16 protein-coding genes and 1 riboswitch are annotated in these 16,767 nt (G+C 40.0%); of the genes, 13 read left to right on the top strand and 3 right to left on the bottom strand.

Annotated features, from left to right (window positions below):
- Positions 1-91 precede the first annotated feature (91 nt).
- The 7 genes from TY15_RS07710 (at position 92) to TY15_RS07680 (ending at position 6,698) form a co-directional block, all read left to right on the top strand.
- Positions 92-2,008 (top strand): YhgE/Pip domain-containing protein, encoded by a 1,917-nt coding sequence (locus tag TY15_RS07710; RefSeq protein WP_040209268.1) that lies wholly within the window; start codon positions 92-94, stop codon positions 2,006-2,008.
- A gap of 126 nt (positions 2,009-2,134) precedes the next feature.
- Positions 2,135-2,243: riboswitch (TPP riboswitch) on the top strand.
- Positions 2,244-2,331: 88 nt separating this feature from the next.
- Positions 2,332-2,991: a thiamine phosphate synthase gene (locus TY15_RS07705; protein WP_338036588.1), complete on the top strand. Its 660-nt coding sequence runs from the start codon at positions 2,332-2,334 to the stop codon at positions 2,989-2,991.
- Positions 2,966-4,105 (top strand): glycine oxidase ThiO, encoded by a 1,140-nt coding sequence (thiO, locus tag TY15_RS07700; RefSeq protein WP_052353724.1) that lies wholly within the window; start codon positions 2,966-2,968, stop codon positions 4,103-4,105. The genes TY15_RS07705 and thiO overlap by 26 nt, the downstream gene beginning before the upstream one ends.
- Before the next feature lie 10 nt (positions 4,106-4,115).
- The gene (gene thiS / locus TY15_RS07695) at positions 4,116-4,319 is read left to right on the top strand and encodes a sulfur carrier protein ThiS (RefSeq protein WP_040209265.1); all 204 of its coding nucleotides are present in this window, start codon (positions 4,116-4,118) and stop codon (positions 4,317-4,319) included.
- Position 4,320: 1 nt separating this feature from the next.
- Entirely contained in the window at positions 4,321-5,088 is a 768-nt protein-coding gene (locus TY15_RS07690; RefSeq protein WP_040209263.1) for a thiazole synthase, read from the top strand.
- Entirely contained in the window at positions 5,085-6,104 is a 1,020-nt protein-coding gene (locus TY15_RS07685) for a thiazole biosynthesis adenylyltransferase ThiF (protein WP_040209260.1), read from the top strand. The genes TY15_RS07690 and TY15_RS07685 overlap by 4 nt, the downstream gene beginning before the upstream one ends.
- A gap of 156 nt (positions 6,105-6,260) precedes the next feature.
- The gene (locus TY15_RS07680; protein ID WP_392391386.1) at positions 6,261-6,698 is read left to right on the top strand and encodes an SRPBCC family protein; all 438 of its coding nucleotides are present in this window, start codon (positions 6,261-6,263) and stop codon (positions 6,696-6,698) included.
- Between the two features lie 87 nt (positions 6,699-6,785).
- Here the strand turns inward: TY15_RS07680 and TY15_RS23945 are convergent, their stop codons facing one another.
- The 3 genes from TY15_RS23945 to TY15_RS07670 all read right to left on the bottom strand — a co-directional run bounded on the left by TY15_RS23945 (position 6,786) and on the right by TY15_RS07670 (position 8,945).
- On the bottom strand, positions 6,786-6,941 hold the full coding sequence (locus TY15_RS23945) for a type II toxin-antitoxin system antitoxin (protein ID WP_081799357.1): 156 nt from the start codon (positions 6,939-6,941) through the stop codon (positions 6,786-6,788).
- 13 nt (positions 6,942-6,954) lie between these two features.
- Positions 6,955-7,812 (bottom strand): SPFH domain-containing protein, encoded by an 858-nt coding sequence (locus TY15_RS07675; protein WP_040209256.1) that lies wholly within the window; start codon positions 7,810-7,812, stop codon positions 6,955-6,957.
- A gap of 272 nt (positions 7,813-8,084) precedes the next feature.
- On the bottom strand, positions 8,085-8,945 hold the full coding sequence (locus TY15_RS07670; RefSeq protein ID WP_040209254.1) for a dimethylarginine dimethylaminohydrolase family protein: 861 nt from the start codon (positions 8,943-8,945) through the stop codon (positions 8,085-8,087).
- Between the two features lie 855 nt (positions 8,946-9,800).
- On the opposite strand from TY15_RS07670, the gene fdhF reads away from it, so the two are divergent.
- The 6 genes from fdhF (at position 9,801) to TY15_RS07635 (ending at position 16,693) form a co-directional block, all read left to right on the top strand.
- A complete protein-coding gene (gene fdhF / locus TY15_RS07660) occupies positions 9,801-12,758 on the top strand; it encodes a formate dehydrogenase subunit alpha (protein WP_081799356.1) in 2,958 nt (985 codons plus the stop codon).
- Positions 12,759-12,773: 15 nt separating this feature from the next.
- Positions 12,774-13,253 carry a helical membrane plugin domain-containing protein gene (locus tag TY15_RS07655; RefSeq protein ID WP_040209251.1) on the top strand — a complete coding sequence of 160 codons (480 nt, stop codon included), beginning with the start codon at positions 12,774-12,776 and terminating at the stop codon, positions 13,251-13,253.
- Positions 13,254-13,308: 55 nt separating this feature from the next.
- Positions 13,309-13,767 (top strand): phosphate-starvation-inducible protein PsiE, encoded by a 459-nt coding sequence (locus TY15_RS07650; RefSeq protein WP_042374273.1) that lies wholly within the window; start codon positions 13,309-13,311, stop codon positions 13,765-13,767.
- Positions 13,739-14,086, top strand: coding sequence for a Na-translocating system protein MpsC family protein (locus TY15_RS07645; protein ID WP_040209250.1), 348 nt, complete (start codon positions 13,739-13,741; stop codon positions 14,084-14,086). The genes TY15_RS07650 and TY15_RS07645 overlap by 29 nt, the downstream gene beginning before the upstream one ends.
- Before the next feature lie 11 nt (positions 14,087-14,097).
- Entirely contained in the window at positions 14,098-14,886 is a 789-nt protein-coding gene (fdhD, locus tag TY15_RS07640) for a formate dehydrogenase accessory sulfurtransferase FdhD (protein ID WP_244440899.1), read from the top strand.
- A gap of 307 nt (positions 14,887-15,193) precedes the next feature.
- Positions 15,194-16,693 (top strand): malate:quinone oxidoreductase, encoded by a 1,500-nt coding sequence (locus TY15_RS07635; protein ID WP_040209497.1) that lies wholly within the window; start codon positions 15,194-15,196, stop codon positions 16,691-16,693.
- Positions 16,694-16,767 lie beyond the last annotated feature (74 nt).

The following is a 16,767-nucleotide window of genomic DNA, read 5'->3' as shown; positions in this document are numbered from 1 at the left end:
CAGGCCCCTTTTCTGTTACATAAATCTTCCTTTTCATTGGCATAATGAACAATAAATGATTCAGGGTGGACAGTGAAGAAGGGGGAGGTTTATGAGCATGATTTCTTTTTTAATCAATGAATGGAAACAGGTGCTGACGAATTTTAAATTGGTGGTCGCTATTATTGTTATTTTATTCGTACCAAGTCTGTACAGTGGAACGTACTTATGGGCAAATTGGGACCCATATGCTCATTTAGAAAGACTGCCGGTTGCGGTTGTGAATGATGATGAGAAGGTCGAGTACCAAGGCAGCACATATGAGATTGGCGATGATCTCATCAAAGAACTGAAAAAGGATCAGAGTTTTAAGTGGGAATTTGTCAGTAATAAACAAGCGGACCAAGGGTTAAAGAATAATCACTATTACTTTGAGGTATATATTCCTAAGGATTTCTCAAAACGGGCCACTACTTTGACAAACCAAAAGCCAATGCCACTGAATCTATACTACAAGGTCAACGCCGGCAGTAATTTCATCGCTTCACAAATTGGCAGGACTGGCGTAGATAAAATTAGAACAAACCTTTCAGAGCAATTAAGCAAAAATTATGCTGAGGTAGTTTTTACGCAATTAAAAACGGTTGGTGACCACCTGAATGAAGCTAGTAATGGCTCCGGCAAGATTTCAACTGGGTTGGAAGAACTGGTGTCAGGCACCAATGAGATTGTAACTGGGATGGAAAAGGAAGTCGGTCCTCTTGGGCAATTATCCTCTGGTACGACTAAGTTAAGCGAGGCTGCTTCTCAATTATCGACCGGTGCGGAGCAATTGCAGTCGGGGATGTCTCAAGTAACCGGTGGAATGACGGAGCTTGGAAAAGGTCTTTCGTCCTTAAATAGTAGTGCAGATCAGCTCGCAGCTGGAATGGAGCCGCTCACAAATGGTTCAAAGCAGTTAAATCAGGCCGTTCAGGGCTATCAAAGCACACATCCAGATTGGGCGGATGATCCAACCTTCCAACAGATTGTTCAATTGAGTCAAGGGCTAAACGGAGGAGTGGAGAAATTCCAGTCAAATTTTTCTTCCTTTCAACAGGGAATCAATCAAGCGAACCAAAGTATCGCACCACTAAGCAGCGGAGCACAAACGATTGAAACCAAATTGGGAGACCTTTCACAGGGTGCAAAGCAGATGGCCGCCTCACAATCAGATGCGACCACTGGAACAAAGAATGTGGTAAATGGCTGGGAAAGTGTGATTGGTCATTTAAAGGAATTACGGTCGGGAGAGGATCAACTCTCAACAGGTAGCAAGGATCTAACCAGTCAACTCGCAAATGGTGCAAAGGAATTACAAGACATCCATTCAGGTAAGCCTATTTATGAAATGATGGCCAATCCTGTAAGATTAAAGGAGCAATTGGTTCATAATGTGCCCAATTATGGAACAGGGTTAGCTCCGTATTTCCTATCGTTGAGTCTATTTGTCGGAGCATTGCTGCTATCCACGATCCTCCCATTAAGAGAAACAGCAGCCAATCCGCCTTCTGCAATCGCTTGGTTTCTTTCCAAGTTTATCTTATTAGGGCTCATTTCATTAGGACAAACGATTATAACCAGTCTCATCTTAATTCATATCATCGGACTAGATCCAATCCATAAGGGTGAACTTTACCTCTTCACCTTTTTGACCAGTTTGTTGTTTATGGCGATTATTTTATTTTTAGTCATTACGGCCGATAACGCTGGGAGGTTCGTTGCCATCATTTTATTGGTATTGCAGCTCACATCAAGTGCTGGAACGTTTCCAATTGAACTAACCCCCACGTTTTTACAAACGCTTCATTCATTGCTGCCAATGTCTTATTCAGTCGAAGGATTCCGAGCCATCATCTCGACGGGTGATGTGCAATTACTTCGAGGCGACGTGATGGTGTTAGTATTATATTTGCTAGCGGCAGTCGTGCTTACCATCTTGATCATCAGGCTGTTACTAAAAAAACAGACGAAAATTGAAAAAGCATAAGGATGTTTGCACAGAAGGAAAATCGGTTTGGGTTGAGATGCATTTAAAATAAAAATTAATTGACATTTCTAAATGCAGTGTTAACATTATCCATGTAGGGAAATTATTGCAAATGAATAAATGAAGCAATTCCGCTAGAGGTGCCTTTTTAAAGGGCTGAGATTGAAGTGATACTTCGGGACTCTATGAACCTGATCTGGGTAATACCAGCGTAGGGAAGTGGAAAAACTGGATATTTGGAGACGAATCTGTCTATTTCAAATTTTCGACCACTTTCTTAGCCATAGAAAGTGGTTTTTTGTTTTTCACTTTATCAGCGGAAGCTGCCTATTGGAGGGACGAACATTTTAACAAGAGTAAACGAAAAAGAATTACATATTATTTCCAATGGGAAAATGCCGATCAAACAATTTTGTGAAATCGCAAGTGAAATTTATCCCTATGTAACCGCCATTCATTTACGGGAAAAACAAAAAACGGCAAGAGAGCTTTTTCAAGCGGTTCAGCTATTAACAAAAGAACACGTCCCACGGTCAAAGATCATCATAAATGATCGAGTCGATGTTGCCCTTGCGACAGGAACAAGAGGGGTTCAATTAGCCTTTCATAGTTTAGATACAGCGATTGTGAAAGCACGATTCCCGCAGCTTTTGATCGGGAGCTCGATCCACTCCTACGGGGAAGGCCGAAGAGCTTTAGAAAAAGGGGCAGATTACGTGATTTACGGCCATATCTACTCTTCACAATCAAAACCAGGTATAACCCCAAAAGGGCTCAAGGAATTGAAAAGGCTTAAACAACTAGACATTCCCGTTATCGCCATTGGCGGGATCACACCCGAAAATACGGAGCAGGTCATTCAAGCAGGTGCAAAAGGAATTGCCGTAATGTCAGGCGTTTTAGATGCGCATGATCCATTAGCAGCCGTTAAGGATTACTTAAAAGTATTATATGGAGATGAACAAAGTGGAAAACTCATTTGATGTTGCCATAATCGGAGGCGGAATTATCGGATCCTCGATCGCCTTTCAACTCGCAAAAAGAGGGAGAAAAGTCGTCATCCTTGAGAAGGACCGAGTAGCGTGTCAAGCATCAAGTGCCGCTGCTGGCATGCTGGCTGCCCAGGCAGAGCTGGAGGAAGATGGTCATTTATTTCAGCTTGCTTTAAAAAGTCAGGCGATGTTTGCATCCCTCTCAACAGAATTAGTTGAATACTCTGGAATCGATATTGAGCTTGTGAACAAAGGGATGACAAAAATTGCGGAAACAGAAGAAATAGCGCTTGATATAAAAAAACAGGTTATCTTTCAAAGAAAATGGGATCCAATGATCACTTGGCTCGATGCAAAGGAAATTCGCGTACTGGAACCGTCGCTGTCACAAAGTGTAGCTGGAGGGATGTATCTTCCCAACGATGGACATGTGCAGCCAGCCAAGCTAACACAGGCATTTGCAAAAGCCGCTGAGTATTTCGGTGCAGTCATCCGTGAACAAACTGAGGTTCTATCATTTATTTTTGAAAACGGTCAGGTAAAAGGGGTGAATACTACCAATGGCGTCATCCATAGTGAACAAGTGGTGGTGGCCAGCGGTGCTTGGTCGGCGAAATTATTGCGTGAATCAGGCTTAGATATTCATGTCTATCCTGTTAAAGGAGAATGCTTTTCCGTTCGAGCGGAAAAACAGCTCATCAACACGACGATTTTTTCCGATAAACGTTGTTATTTGGTGCCAAAACGCAATGGAGAAATTTATATTGGTGCAACCATGATTGAACATTCATTGGATAACAAGGTAACACCTGAAGGGATTGCCACATTAATCGAAAGGGCAACTCAATTAGTCCCGCAAATTAAAGAGGCCGCATGGGAGCGAGTATGGTCAGGGATTAGACCACAGACAGCTGATGGAACTCCCTATATTGGCGAACATCCAAACTGGAAGGGGTTGTTCGTCGCAGCAGGCCATTTCCGTAATGGGATTCTATTAAGTCCGATTACAGGGGTAGTAGTTGCAGATCTATTAACAGGTAAAATACTAGATCAGAACGAGCTTTCAGCCTTTCGTTTAGATCGACATAAAGAAACGGTGAGCTAGGGGGGAAACCATGAGAGTAATCGTAAACGGCGAGTGGATTCAATTACCAGAGCATGCAGTAAATGTAGCAGATGTTCTCAAATTTTATCACATCCACGATAAGGTCGTGGTGGTGGAAGTAAACGGTGAAATTTTATCGAGAGTAGAACACCAACGTACTAGATTGGCAGATAAAGATCGAATCGAAATAGTTCATTTTGTAGGAGGCGGTTGAGATGTTAAAAATAGGTACATTATCCTTTCAATCTCGTTTGTTACTGGGAACGGGAAAGTATCCAAGCTTTGAAATCCAAAAGGAAGTGGTGGAAGTGTCGCAGGCAGAAATTCTCACATTTGCGGTAAGAAGAATGAATATTTTTGAACCAAGCCAGCCGAACTTTTTAGAACAGCTTGATACAACTAAATATACGCTTCTACCAAATACAGCAGGTGCTAAAACAGCAGCAGACGCTGTCCGCATTGCCAAGTTAGCAAAAGCTTCCGGCCTATGCGATATGATTAAGGTAGAAGTGATTGGCTGTGATCAAACTTTACTTCCTGATCCGATTGAAACTTTAAAGGCCAGTGAAGAATTAGTAAAAGAAGGATTTATTGTCCTTCCCTATACTTCTGATGATGTGGTCTTAGCGAGGAAGCTTCAAGAAGTGGGCTGTCATGCGATCATGCCAGGGGCGTCGCCGATAGGGTCCGGTCAGGGAATTATCAATCCGGTAAACCTTGGCTTTATTATCGAACAGTCGAGCATACCTGTGATTGTGGATGCTGGGATTGGCTCACCAGCGGATGCTGCATTGGCAATGGAATTAGGAGCGGATGGTGTATTATTAAATACAGCTGTTTCAGCGGCAAAGGATCCGGTCAAAATGGCTAAAGCGATGAATTTAGCGATCAAAGCAGGCCGGCTAGGCTATGAAGCTGGCAGAATCGAGAAAAAACAATATGCGACAGCTAGCAGTCCAAGGGAAGGAATGAGTATCGGGTGAATAATCGCTACTCTCGTCAGGAACTATTTTCACCAATTGGAAGAGACGGGCAGCTGCAAATTTCTAGGAAGCATGTTCTTATTATTGGTATGGGGGCACTCGGTTCAGGAAGTGCCGAAGCTCTTGTCCGAGCTGGGATTGGCAAACTTACGATTGTTGACCGGGATTATGTGGAATGGTCGAACTTGCAGCGGCAGCAGCTATATACGGAAGAGGATGCTGATAAAAGAATTCCCAAAGTCATTGCAGCTAAGAAACGCTTAACAGAGCTTAATTCTTCCGTGGTAATGGAGGCAATAATTGCGGATGCGTCCGTCTCAGATTTACTAGACTGGGCTCAGAATGTCGATCTCATCATAGATGCCACTGATAATTTCGAAACAAGAATGACGATGAATGACGTTTCCCAAAAGGTCGGTGTCCCATGGATTTACGGAGCTTGCGTCGGAAGCTATGGAATATCTTATACAATTATTCCTGAAAAAACGCCTTGCCTTGCATGTTTGCTAGAAACCGTTCCATTAGGGGGATTGACCTGTGACACAGCTGGAATTATTAGTCCAGCTGTGAACATGGTCGTTGCACATCAAACAGGAGAAGCCTTGAAAATTTTGGTTGGCGACGTGGATTCATTGCGAAACAAACTGGTGTCTTTTGATCTATGGAAAAATAAATATAGTGCTATCCAAGTTGATAAATTGAAAAAAGAGGATTGTCCTTCCTGCGGGAAAGAACGCTCCTACCCGAATTTATCATTTGAAAAACAAACCAAGACCGCTGTACTGTGTGGAAGGGATACTGTTCAGATTCGTCCTGGTGTTCCCATTGTGCGTAATTTGGAAATGCTCGAACATTTGTTGATAAATCAAGGGGGGACGGTCCAGCGAAATCCCTATTTGTTATCGTATACGATGGACTCGCATCGATTAGTTATTTTTAAAGATGGACGGGTGTTAATCCACGGAACGAAGGATATTGCCGAAGCAAAGGCAGTCTATCATCGCTGTTTAGGATAATAAAAACCGCTGCCAGTGATGAGGGCAGCGATTTTACCATTCATTATCGGATAGTTGGATTTTGAATAAAGGGATTTTCCTTGAATGTAAAGAAAGTATAGGATGATGAAAAAATGGTAAAATGATCAAATATCTGAACGAGGAGTTGATTGAATGATGGAAATTACAACGAAATTTAAAATCGACCAACCAACGAAAGAAGTGTTTGATGCGATCGTGAACCCCAATAAAATCGGAAATTTTTGGTTCTCTTCTAGTTCTGAAAGATGGGAACAAGGCAAGATGGTGACGTTGAGATATGATGAATACGAAGCAAAAGGGGTTATAACCGTTCTAGAAATACAGGAAAATAAGAAAATTGTGTTTTCCTGGGGAGCAGAGAGTGGTGAAGGAACGGTAGTGACAATCACACTAGAAGACTTAGATCATACTAGTACCAAAATTGAAGTCATCGAATCAGGTTTTAAGGAAGATGACCCTGAAATCGTGAACATCATGCTTGGACAAAAAGGAGGCTGGGTATATATGTTATCCTGTCTAAAGGCCTATTTGGAACAAGGAATTACTACTTTAAGGGCTTCGTTGATTCATTAGTTCAAATTTTACATCTACAAGAAATGTTAAATTGAAAAAAAGCCTGTATGTAAGATTTCTAGAGAATCTTACATAAGGCTTTTTTAACTATTCTTTTTTTAATCTTCCGGCCTTTTTGGCGGCCTCTTTTAAGATAACTTCAATTTGGGCGTTTACGCTTCTAATTTCATCTTCTGCCCATTTCTCCAACACTTCATATAATTTCGGGTCAATGCGAAGCGGAAATGCTTTTCTTTTTGTCATTGCTTACACAACCTTAATAAATGCTTCCTGTGTTGATAATCGGCTGCGTTCCTTTTTCGGAAACAATCGCGACCATCAGGTTATTGACCATCTGCGCTTTTTTCTCCTCATCCAGCTCGACTATTTTTTGCTCGGCTAGCTGGTCAATTGCTGCTTTGACAAGCCCTACTGCACCGTCGACAATCACTTTTCGAGCAGATAAAACAGCCTGTGCTTGTTGTCTTTGCAGCATGGCAGAAGCAATTTCAGAAGCATAGGCAAGATGCATAATCCGAGCTTCGATGACATCAACCCCCGCGACATCCAGTCTTTTTTGTAAATCAAACATTAGTACATCGGCGACTTCATCGCTATTCTGACGGAGGGTTAAGGTGTTTTCAGCGTGATCGAACGAATCATAGGCATGTCTGCTTGCAATATGACGAATTCCAGTTTCGCTTTGAATTTGAATAAATTTTTCATAGTTTTCAACGTCATACAAAGCTTTTGCCGCATCCCTTACTTTATACACAACAACAGCAGCAATCTCAATCGGGTTTCCTTCAAGATCATTGACCTTTAGCTTTTCACTGTTAAAATTGGTCACTCGTAAAGAAACACTTCGTTTGAATGTAAAGGGAATGGTGGCCCATAAGCCTTGGTCGCGGATCACTCCGAGATACGTACCAAAAAACGTTAATACCTTTGCCTCGTTGGGCTGAACAATCGTTAAACTCGTCGTAATAATCAATCCTAATAGGATGATGATTGCACCGGTTATTTTTTCAGTGACTGTTCCCGTAACGATTAAATAGATTCCAAAACCGATACACAAAAGTGCAATGATCAGTGCAGCAAACCCGTTCATTTTAAAAATTGATTTCTCTCTCATTTGATCCCCTCCAGCTAATAATGATGATATAAAAGTGATATCACGATTATATCATGTTTGTTGTGAATAAAGTAAATAATTTTGTTATATTTCAAGACATCGCAAAGATCTTTCTATTGGCTATAATTGAAATGAGAAAGTATGTTCAGAAAAGAGATAAATGGTAGAAAGTCAACTTAAATTATGGGGAAGTCCAAGTGGAAGATAACGTTAAACCAGCATAAACCTTCCTTTATGCTGTGTAAGGAAGGTTTTGTCATAGCTAGGTAAGTTTACTGTTCGAGTTCTCTCATAATTGGTAATGTACAGCAGCGAAAGGCACCACCGGATTTAATTATTTCTGTTAGATCAACCTCAATCACCTGATAGCCACGATCTCTGAGCTTCGTATTTACTTGTTTGTTAATGGGTAAACTTAACACCCGCTTTTTACCAATGGAAAGCACATTGGTCGCTAAGCTTGCTTGTTCTTCTTTTGATACCTCAATTAAATCATATCTGGAACCCAACATCTTTACTTTATCTTCATCTATTTCTCCTGGAAAAATTAATGCTTCATTTGCCGAGATAATATTAAAAACACAGTCTAGATGTAAATATTTATCGGTAAACGGGACAGGGAAGATTTCAAACGATGGTAATAAACTTTGTAAATGGGCGATCGCTGTTTCATTTGTCCGATTACTCACACCGATATAGAGCGTGTTCCGATCGATGAACACATCGCCGCCTTCGATTTTATCTTCCAAAAGTTTGGTATAGGTTATTTTGGCTTTTTCGAGCAAAGCAATGAACGGCTGTTCTTCGCCTTTTCGGACATCATGTGCCATTTGTGCCACAAATACTTGATTTCCCAGTGTGAATCCAATATCACGAGTGAATACTTGTTCGGGAAATTTCTTTGCAGGTGAAAGCAGTGACACCTCCACACCGTATTTTTGTAACGTTTTAACGAATTGTTCGTGCTGATGGTTTGCTAGTTCAATATTGATGTTTATTTGTGGGGATTGTTGATGTGTTTTTTGAATGTTATTACCTATGATCATAAAAGTAGGGGGGCATAAAACTACTTTCTTTAAAATGTCATATTCACTAAAACAAGAGCTTTTTATGTAAAGTGGTTTATTTGCCATTATGTCCTCCTCAATATGAGAATATCCCCCTGTAATATTCCCATTCGATGTTTGAATTATTAAAGAACTACTTATGCTGATATAATAGCGTATTATTAATTGAAATTTTGGTTATTTTAGGTAAGAGATGAAAAAAAAGGTAAAGGTGAACTCAATCATGATATCTAAAAGGCACAGATTGTTTAACATAGGTCTAATATTGATTCCATGGTTATCATTGATATTTATAGGTAAGCGCAATATAAAACGGTATTCTTTTGCGGGGGTAGTCATTGTCGTATTTGAGATTATCAATCATAAGATTGGCCAAAAGCGGAACTGGTGGATGTTTTATGACAAGCGAAAATCATTTTTAACAAATGAACTCCCATTTAGTATCGGTCCATATATGCCTCTTTCCATGTGGTTACTTAAAGTTTCGTATGGAAACTTTAAAAAATTTGTGTTATTGAATGTGATGGCAGACGGACTTTTTGCTTTTGTTTTCATGAATCTTCTTAAAAAAATAAAAATTTTGCGACTTAACAAATTAAATCAATTCCAATTTTTTCTGTATATACATTATAAAGCTTATATATTATATGGGGTACAATACTTCATTGAAAACAAAAGAAGGTATAGAAATTGGTAACGCATAAAAAAATTCACCATATTGACATATTTATTGAAAAAGAATAAACTAGTCAAAGTGGTGTTCAAATTTTGTTCACAAGGTTTGAGTGCTACCCCTTGACAAGTTATTGGATTGGTAAAAAGTATTTTATAATGCTTGATATACATCCATCACAAAAGATCTATGTACGAGTACATAGCTGTTTTGTGATGGATTTTTTTTATTTTCTGGAGGTAATATCAATGGCGATCAGCATGGTTACAGTCTCAATTAATGGTGAAAAGCAAGTAGTAAAAGAGAATGAAAGAATATTAGATTATTTAAATGATCAAGGAATAGAACATCCACACATCTGTTATTCAGAAATAACAGGACCTATTCAGACCTGTGACACATGTATGTGTGAGATCAATGGAGAATTAATGCGTGCCTGTTCGACCACGTTTACTAGTGGGATGGAGATTAACACTAATTCAGAATTAGCTAAGTTGGCACAAACAGAAGCGATGGACCGTATTTTGGAGAACCACATGCTTTATTGTACCGTTTGTGATAATAACAATGGCAATTGTCATGTCCATAACACGGCAGAACTTTTGGAAATCGAGCATCAAGAACGCCCATTTCGGTCGAAAGGGTATGAGGTGGACATGTCCCATCCTTTTTACCGTTATGATCCGGACCAATGTATTCTTTGCGGAAGATGTGTGGAGGTTTGCCAGGATGTTCAAGTAAATGAAACGCTGTTAATTGATTGGGAAAGCAAGATGCCGCGCGTGAATTGGGATGGCGGCAAGTTAATAAATGAATCTTCCTGTGTGTCATGCGGTCAGTGTGTGACTGTATGCCCATGTAATGCTTTAATGGAAAAATCGATGTTGGGTGAAGCTGGATACATGTCGGGGATCAAAGACGATTTATTATCACCGATGATTGACCTGATAAAAGCGGTCGAACCAGGCTACAGTGGGATCTTTGCCGTTTCCGAAGTAGAGGCTGCCATGAGGGAAACAAGAACAAAGAAAACGAAAACTGTATGTACATTTTGTGGTGTTGGCTGCACATTTGAAGTGTGGACGAAAGGCCGGGAAATTTTAAAAGTGGAACCAGTTGAAAAATCACCAGTAAACAGTATTTCTTCTTGTGTAAAAGGGAAATTCGGCTGGGACTTTGTTAACTCAGAAGAACGATTGACCACACCACTTATCCGAAAAGGAGATCAATTTGTTCCGGCGAGCTGGGACGAAGCTCTCACGCTTATTTCTGAGAAATTAGGTGGTATCCAGCAAATGTATGGCAAGGATTCAATTGGTTTTGTTTCTTCTTCTAAAATAACAAATGAAGAAAACTACTTAATGCAAAAGTTAGCTCGCCAGGTGTTTACCACAAATAATGTAGATAATTGCTCACGGTATTGTCAATCCCCAGCAACAGATGGTCTCTTGTCAACAGTGGGATTTGGCGGCGATTCTGGGACGATTCAAGATATCGCTAAAGCTGGGCTGGTGATCATCATTGGTGCGAACCCAACGGAAGGGCACCCTGTATTAGCGACCCGAGTAAAACGAGCTCATAAGCTGAAAGGTCAAAAATTAATTGTTTCCGATTTACGGAAGCATGAAATGGCGGAACGTTCCGATCTGTTCATACATCCGAACCAGGGGACAGACTTTGTCTGGCTTTGTGCGGTCGCGAAGTACATCATTGACCAGGGCTGGGAGAAAAAGCAGTTTATCCGTCAACATGTCAATCAGTATGAAGCCTTTGTCAAACACTTAGAAACATATACTCTAGACTATGCCGAAGAAGAAACAGGGATTGCGAAAGAGTCGTTAATCGAAGTGGCGAAAATGATTGTTGAGGCAGACGGAACCTGTATTCTTTGGGGAATGGGGGTTACCCAGAACATTGCTGGCAGCTATACCTCTGCGGCGATCTCGAATCTATTGTTACTAACAGGTAACTATATGCGACCAGGTGCCGGCGCTTATCCACTACGTGGTCATAATAATGTTCAAGGTGCTTGTGATATGGGGACTCTCCCTGGGTGGCTGCCTGGTAATCAACATATCTCAAATGATGAAGCAAGACAAAAATTTGAACAAGTGTATGGAGTGAAAATCTCCAACAAACCAGGTAAGGATAATATTCAAATGCTCGAGTCAGTCGAAACAGGCGATTTAAAAGCCCTTTACCTTGTCGGTGAAGAGATGGCGTGGATTGATTCTAATGCCAACCATGTCCATGAAACATTATCGAAATTAGACTTTTTCGTCGTGCAGGATATCTTTTTTACAAAAACAGCTCAATTTGCTGATGTGATTCTTCCAGCTGCACCGTCATTGGAAAAGGATGGCACCTTCACTAATACGGAACGCCGTGTTCAACGGCTCTATCAAGTATTCGTACCACTTGAAGATTCGAAACCAGATTGGTGGATCATTCAACAAGTGGCAAACAAGTTAGGCGCTGATTGGAACTATGAGCATCCAAGTGAAATTTTTGCTGAGATGGCAAGTCTTGCACCGATTTTTGCTGGAGCTAATTATGAAAGTCTGGAAGGCTGGAATAGCTTTTTCTGGGGTAGTCATACAGGAGAAAGTACACCTCTTTTATTCACAGAGGGTTTTAATTTCCCTGATAAAAAAGCGGTATTTTCATTAATGGAATATGTTCCACCGGTCCAATTTGGCAAGGAATTTGATTTGATATTAAATAATGGCCGTTTATTGGAGCATTTCCATGAAGGTAATTTAACCAACAAATCGACTGGGCTGCTTTATAAACTGCCAGAAGTATTTGTTGAAGTCTCTCCGGAACTTGCAGCAGAACGGGACATTTTTGAAGGGGCGTTGGTTCGGCTAATTTCGCCTTATGGAGCGATAAAACTAAGGGCTACCATTACAAGTCGTGTACAGGGAAAGGAATTATATGTGCCAATGCACTCTGTCAGTCATGAAAATGCAATTAATCTCTTAACAGGAAGTGCGGGTGATGTCCGTACACATACCCCTGCATATAAGCAAACGCAGGTACGGATGGAAGTGATCCAAGCGAGAGGAGAATCACCAATCCCAGCCTTCAATCCTCGAAATGCGAAAAGAACACCACAGAATGGTGTCGAAGTGTTCCGCAAATGGGAACGGGACGATTATCAGCCGATTGCCGTAGTAAATAAGTATATAAAACCAGGGGTATAAAAGGGGAGAAACAATGTGGCAAAGCCAATAACTATGTTTGCGAACAAACAAAAGACGGAAGAAGAACTACATTCAGAAAAAATAGACCATTTAATGGAATACATTATTGAAAATGCAGATGGATTAAAACAAACTATCGCTCTGCTCCATGAACTACATGAAAGTGGCATCCTTGAAGCAGTAGTTTCCCTTGTCAAAGCAAAAGAGAAGGTCGCGAAGATAGCGGTTGATCAAATGGTACGGCCGCCTGTAACGAATCTGATTAATAACGCTATGGCTGCAGCAGGTGCACTCACGGAGTTGGATCCAACTTTTACAAAAAAACTAGTAAATGGTCTATCTACTGGAATGAAAAATGCGGAAGAAAGTGTAAAAAGTGGAGAAAAGGCAGGGGTGATGGATCTTTTTAAAGCGATGAAAGATCCTGATATCAATCGGACCATTTTATTTGGGATTCATCTTCTTAAAGGGATGGGAGAAGGGTTAAAGGATTGAAATCCCTCCCTATACTTATTACAATTGATTTTTTACGAGAAAGCGGGAAACATAAGTGGAACCTAAGCTTTTTACCCAATTGATTATCAAGTTCGCACAGATAGTCAAAAACTTTACTTTAGTTGCGTTACTATTTCTTTTGAGCTATTTAATGATTATGCAAACTTACGAAATTGGCATCAATGCGATCTATGAATCAAAAAGTAATCATTTAATATTAACTCAAATATTAAACTTTTTTCTGTATCTTTCCTTCTTTACTATGATTGTTATTTACTTGGAAAAGCGTGAACAGTTCTCGCTTCGTCACTTAATTTACATTGGAATCACGGCAACTGTCCGATACATTATTGTAAATCGTTCAGATGCGATGCAAAATCTATTATTAACACTTGTTATCCTATTACTGATTATTGGCTATATTCTATTAACTCCTTCTAAAAATGAATGGCGAAGTTATGTAAAACATAAGAGGTGGCAGTACATTGAGCAAAAAAGAACACCAATTCAATGAGATTGTTAGAAAAGTAAGAAAAGATTTATTTGGCAAAGGCCCAGAATCCATTAAAACAGTATTCTGTGACAATATGGCGATCACAACCCTTAAGGGAAATCTTACTCCGGTTGAGAAGTTTATTATGCAAAGTCCCGAAGGATTTGAACAAGTCCACCGGGCTCGGACAAAAATGATTCAAGAACATTATAAACAACAAAAGCCCATTGAAATGGAAGAAGTCATTCAATCCAAATTAGTAAATTTATTTTCAGACATCAATATCGAGCAAGATATAGCGATATCGGTCTTTGTATTTGAAAAGCCAATCGAGGGGTGAGAAATTTGTTACTGCAAAATGAAACGAATTTTTCAATTGTTCGATTTAAGGATGGGGAATTATCGCGAACTGATGATACGATTGTGACCGAATTTCCAATCACGATTAAACTCAATCAAGAAGAATTTGCTACACTGGTCTGTACGCCGGAATATTTGGAAGAGATGGTTATTGGTTTTTTGGCATCAGAACATGTGATTAAACAATATGACGATATTGATGAACTTTGGATCGAGGAAGGACGCGGTTTTGCCCATGTTAAGGTAAGACAGCAGCCAGATTTAATTGGAAAATTTAGATCTAAACGCTATGTGACCTCGTGCTGTGGAATGTCGAGGCAGGGCTTCTATTTTGTTAATGATGCGCTAACAGTTAAGAGGCTTCATCATATTCATTTATCACTAACACCTCGGAACTGTATTTCATTGATGAATAGCTTGCAGTTGGAAGCTTCCACATTTAAGCGGACTGGCGGCGTTCATAATGCCGCCTTATGCGACCAAAATGGGCTGGTGGTTATGCGAATGGATATCGGCAGGCATAATGCCCTTGATAAATTGTATGGGTATTGTTTAAAGAATTCGATTCCAACGGACAATAAGGTGCTTGTCTTTAGTGGCAGAATCTCAAGTGAAATTTTAATCAAAGCCTCGAAGATGGGATGCGCTGTGGTACTATCGAAATCTGCTCCCACTGAATTAGCACTTGAGCTGGCTAGCAAACTTGGTATTACAACGGTTGGATTTATTCGTAATCAAAGCTTTAACATTTACACACATGATTGGAGAATACAAGATTAATACAATGACGATATCGATATAAGTAAAAAGACCCCGTGATGCAAATGAGGGGTGTGTTGCTTTCTGTAAAAACATCTCCTTCACTAGTAAGGGGATGTTTTTTTTTGTTCAAGAAATGAACCATGAGAACCGTCCCCGTGGACTTAGTTGACAGACTTCTTACTACTTCCAACTTTAAAATAATTTAAAATTGTCATATAATAAAGATATTAATAGTAATAAATAATTTGTTTGGTTTTAATTGGGGCAGAGAAGGTGTGTGACGCTTACATCTTTTCTGAAATTTTAGGAGAAAAGGTTGATAAAAATGAACAACAAAGAAATTAAAACAGACGTTATTTTAATCGGGGCCGGAATCATGAGTGCAACTTTAGGAACACTCTTAAAAGAATTAGTACCAGAATGGGAGATAAAAGTATTTGAGAAACTTGCAAACGCAGGTGAGGAGAGCTCAAACGAATGGAATAATGCCGGAACGGGCCATTCTGCCTTATGTGAGCTTAACTATACATCCGAGAAACCGGATGGATCGATAGATATTAGTAAAGCTATTAATATTAATGAACAGTTTCAGCTTTCACGACAGTTTTGGTCATATCTGGTAAACAGCAACCTGATTCGTAATCCACAGGACTTTATTAAGTCATTACCACATATGAGTTTGGTAGAAGGAGAACAAAATGTTACCTTTTTGAAAAAACGTTTTGAAGCGCTGTCAAACAATCCTTTGTTTCAAGGGATGGAAATTTCGGATGATCATGAAAAACTATTAGAATGGATTCCGCTTATCATGGAAGGTCGTACAATGGATGAACCGATAGCGGCAACAAAAATCGACTCAGGTACGGATGTCAACTTTGGTGCCTTAACACGCATGTTGTTTGATCACTTAGAGAGTCATCATGTCGAGATCAACTATAACCATAGTGTTGAAGATATTAAACGTACTAGTGATGGCTCATGGGAATTGAAAGTGTGGAATATTGGTACCGGTAACATAGAGCGCCATACGGCAAAATTCGTCTTTATCGGTGGTGGTGGAGGAAGTCTGCCTTTACTACAAAAAACTGGTATTCCTGAATCAAAACACATTGGTGGCTTCCCAGTAAGCGGACTATTTATGGTCTGTAACAATCCGGCAGTTGTCGCGCAGCATCATGCAAAGGTCTACGGTAAAGCTAAGGTTGGTGCCCCGCCAATGTCTGTCCCGCATCTAGATACAAGATATATTAATAACAAGAAAACATTGTTGTTTGGACCGTTTGCCGGCTTCTCACCTAAGTTTTTAAAAACAGGTTCAAATTTTGATTTAATAGGTTCTGTAAAACCGAATAATGTCATCACGATGTTGGCGGCTGGGATAAAAGAGTTATCTCTGACGAAGTATCTGATTCAGCAAGTGATGTTATCAAATGAAAAGCGCATGGAAGAATTACGTGAGTTTATTCCCAACGCCAAAAGTGAGGATTGGGATACAGTGGTAGCGGGCCAACGTGTACAAGTGATCAAGGATACAGAGGCGGGGAAAGGAACACTGCAATTTGGGACAGAAGTGATTACTGCCGCTGATGGATCGATTGCTGCATTATTAGGCGCATCTCCAGGTGCTTCTACTGCCGTTCACGTTATGCTTGAGGTCATCAAAAAATGCTTCCCAACATATATGAATGAGTGGGAATCGAAGATCAAAAAAATGATTCCTTCGTATGGTATATCTCTAATGGACAATCCTGAGCTGATTCATGAAATTCATACATCAACAGCAAAGACACTTGGTTTAAGCGAAAAAGAACTGGTCCTTAGTTAGACCTTATAAATAAAACTCAGAACCTTTGATTTATCTTTGAATCAAAGGTTTTTTTATTTTCGCAAACACTAGTA

This window comes from Neobacillus jeddahensis, from assembly GCF_000612625.1.
In the GTDB taxonomy this organism is placed as follows: domain Bacteria; phylum Bacillota; class Bacilli; order Bacillales; family Cytobacillaceae; genus Neobacillus; species Neobacillus jeddahensis.
Note: the sequence above shows the minus strand (reverse complement) of the source record. Positions and strands in the feature narration are given on the sequence as shown.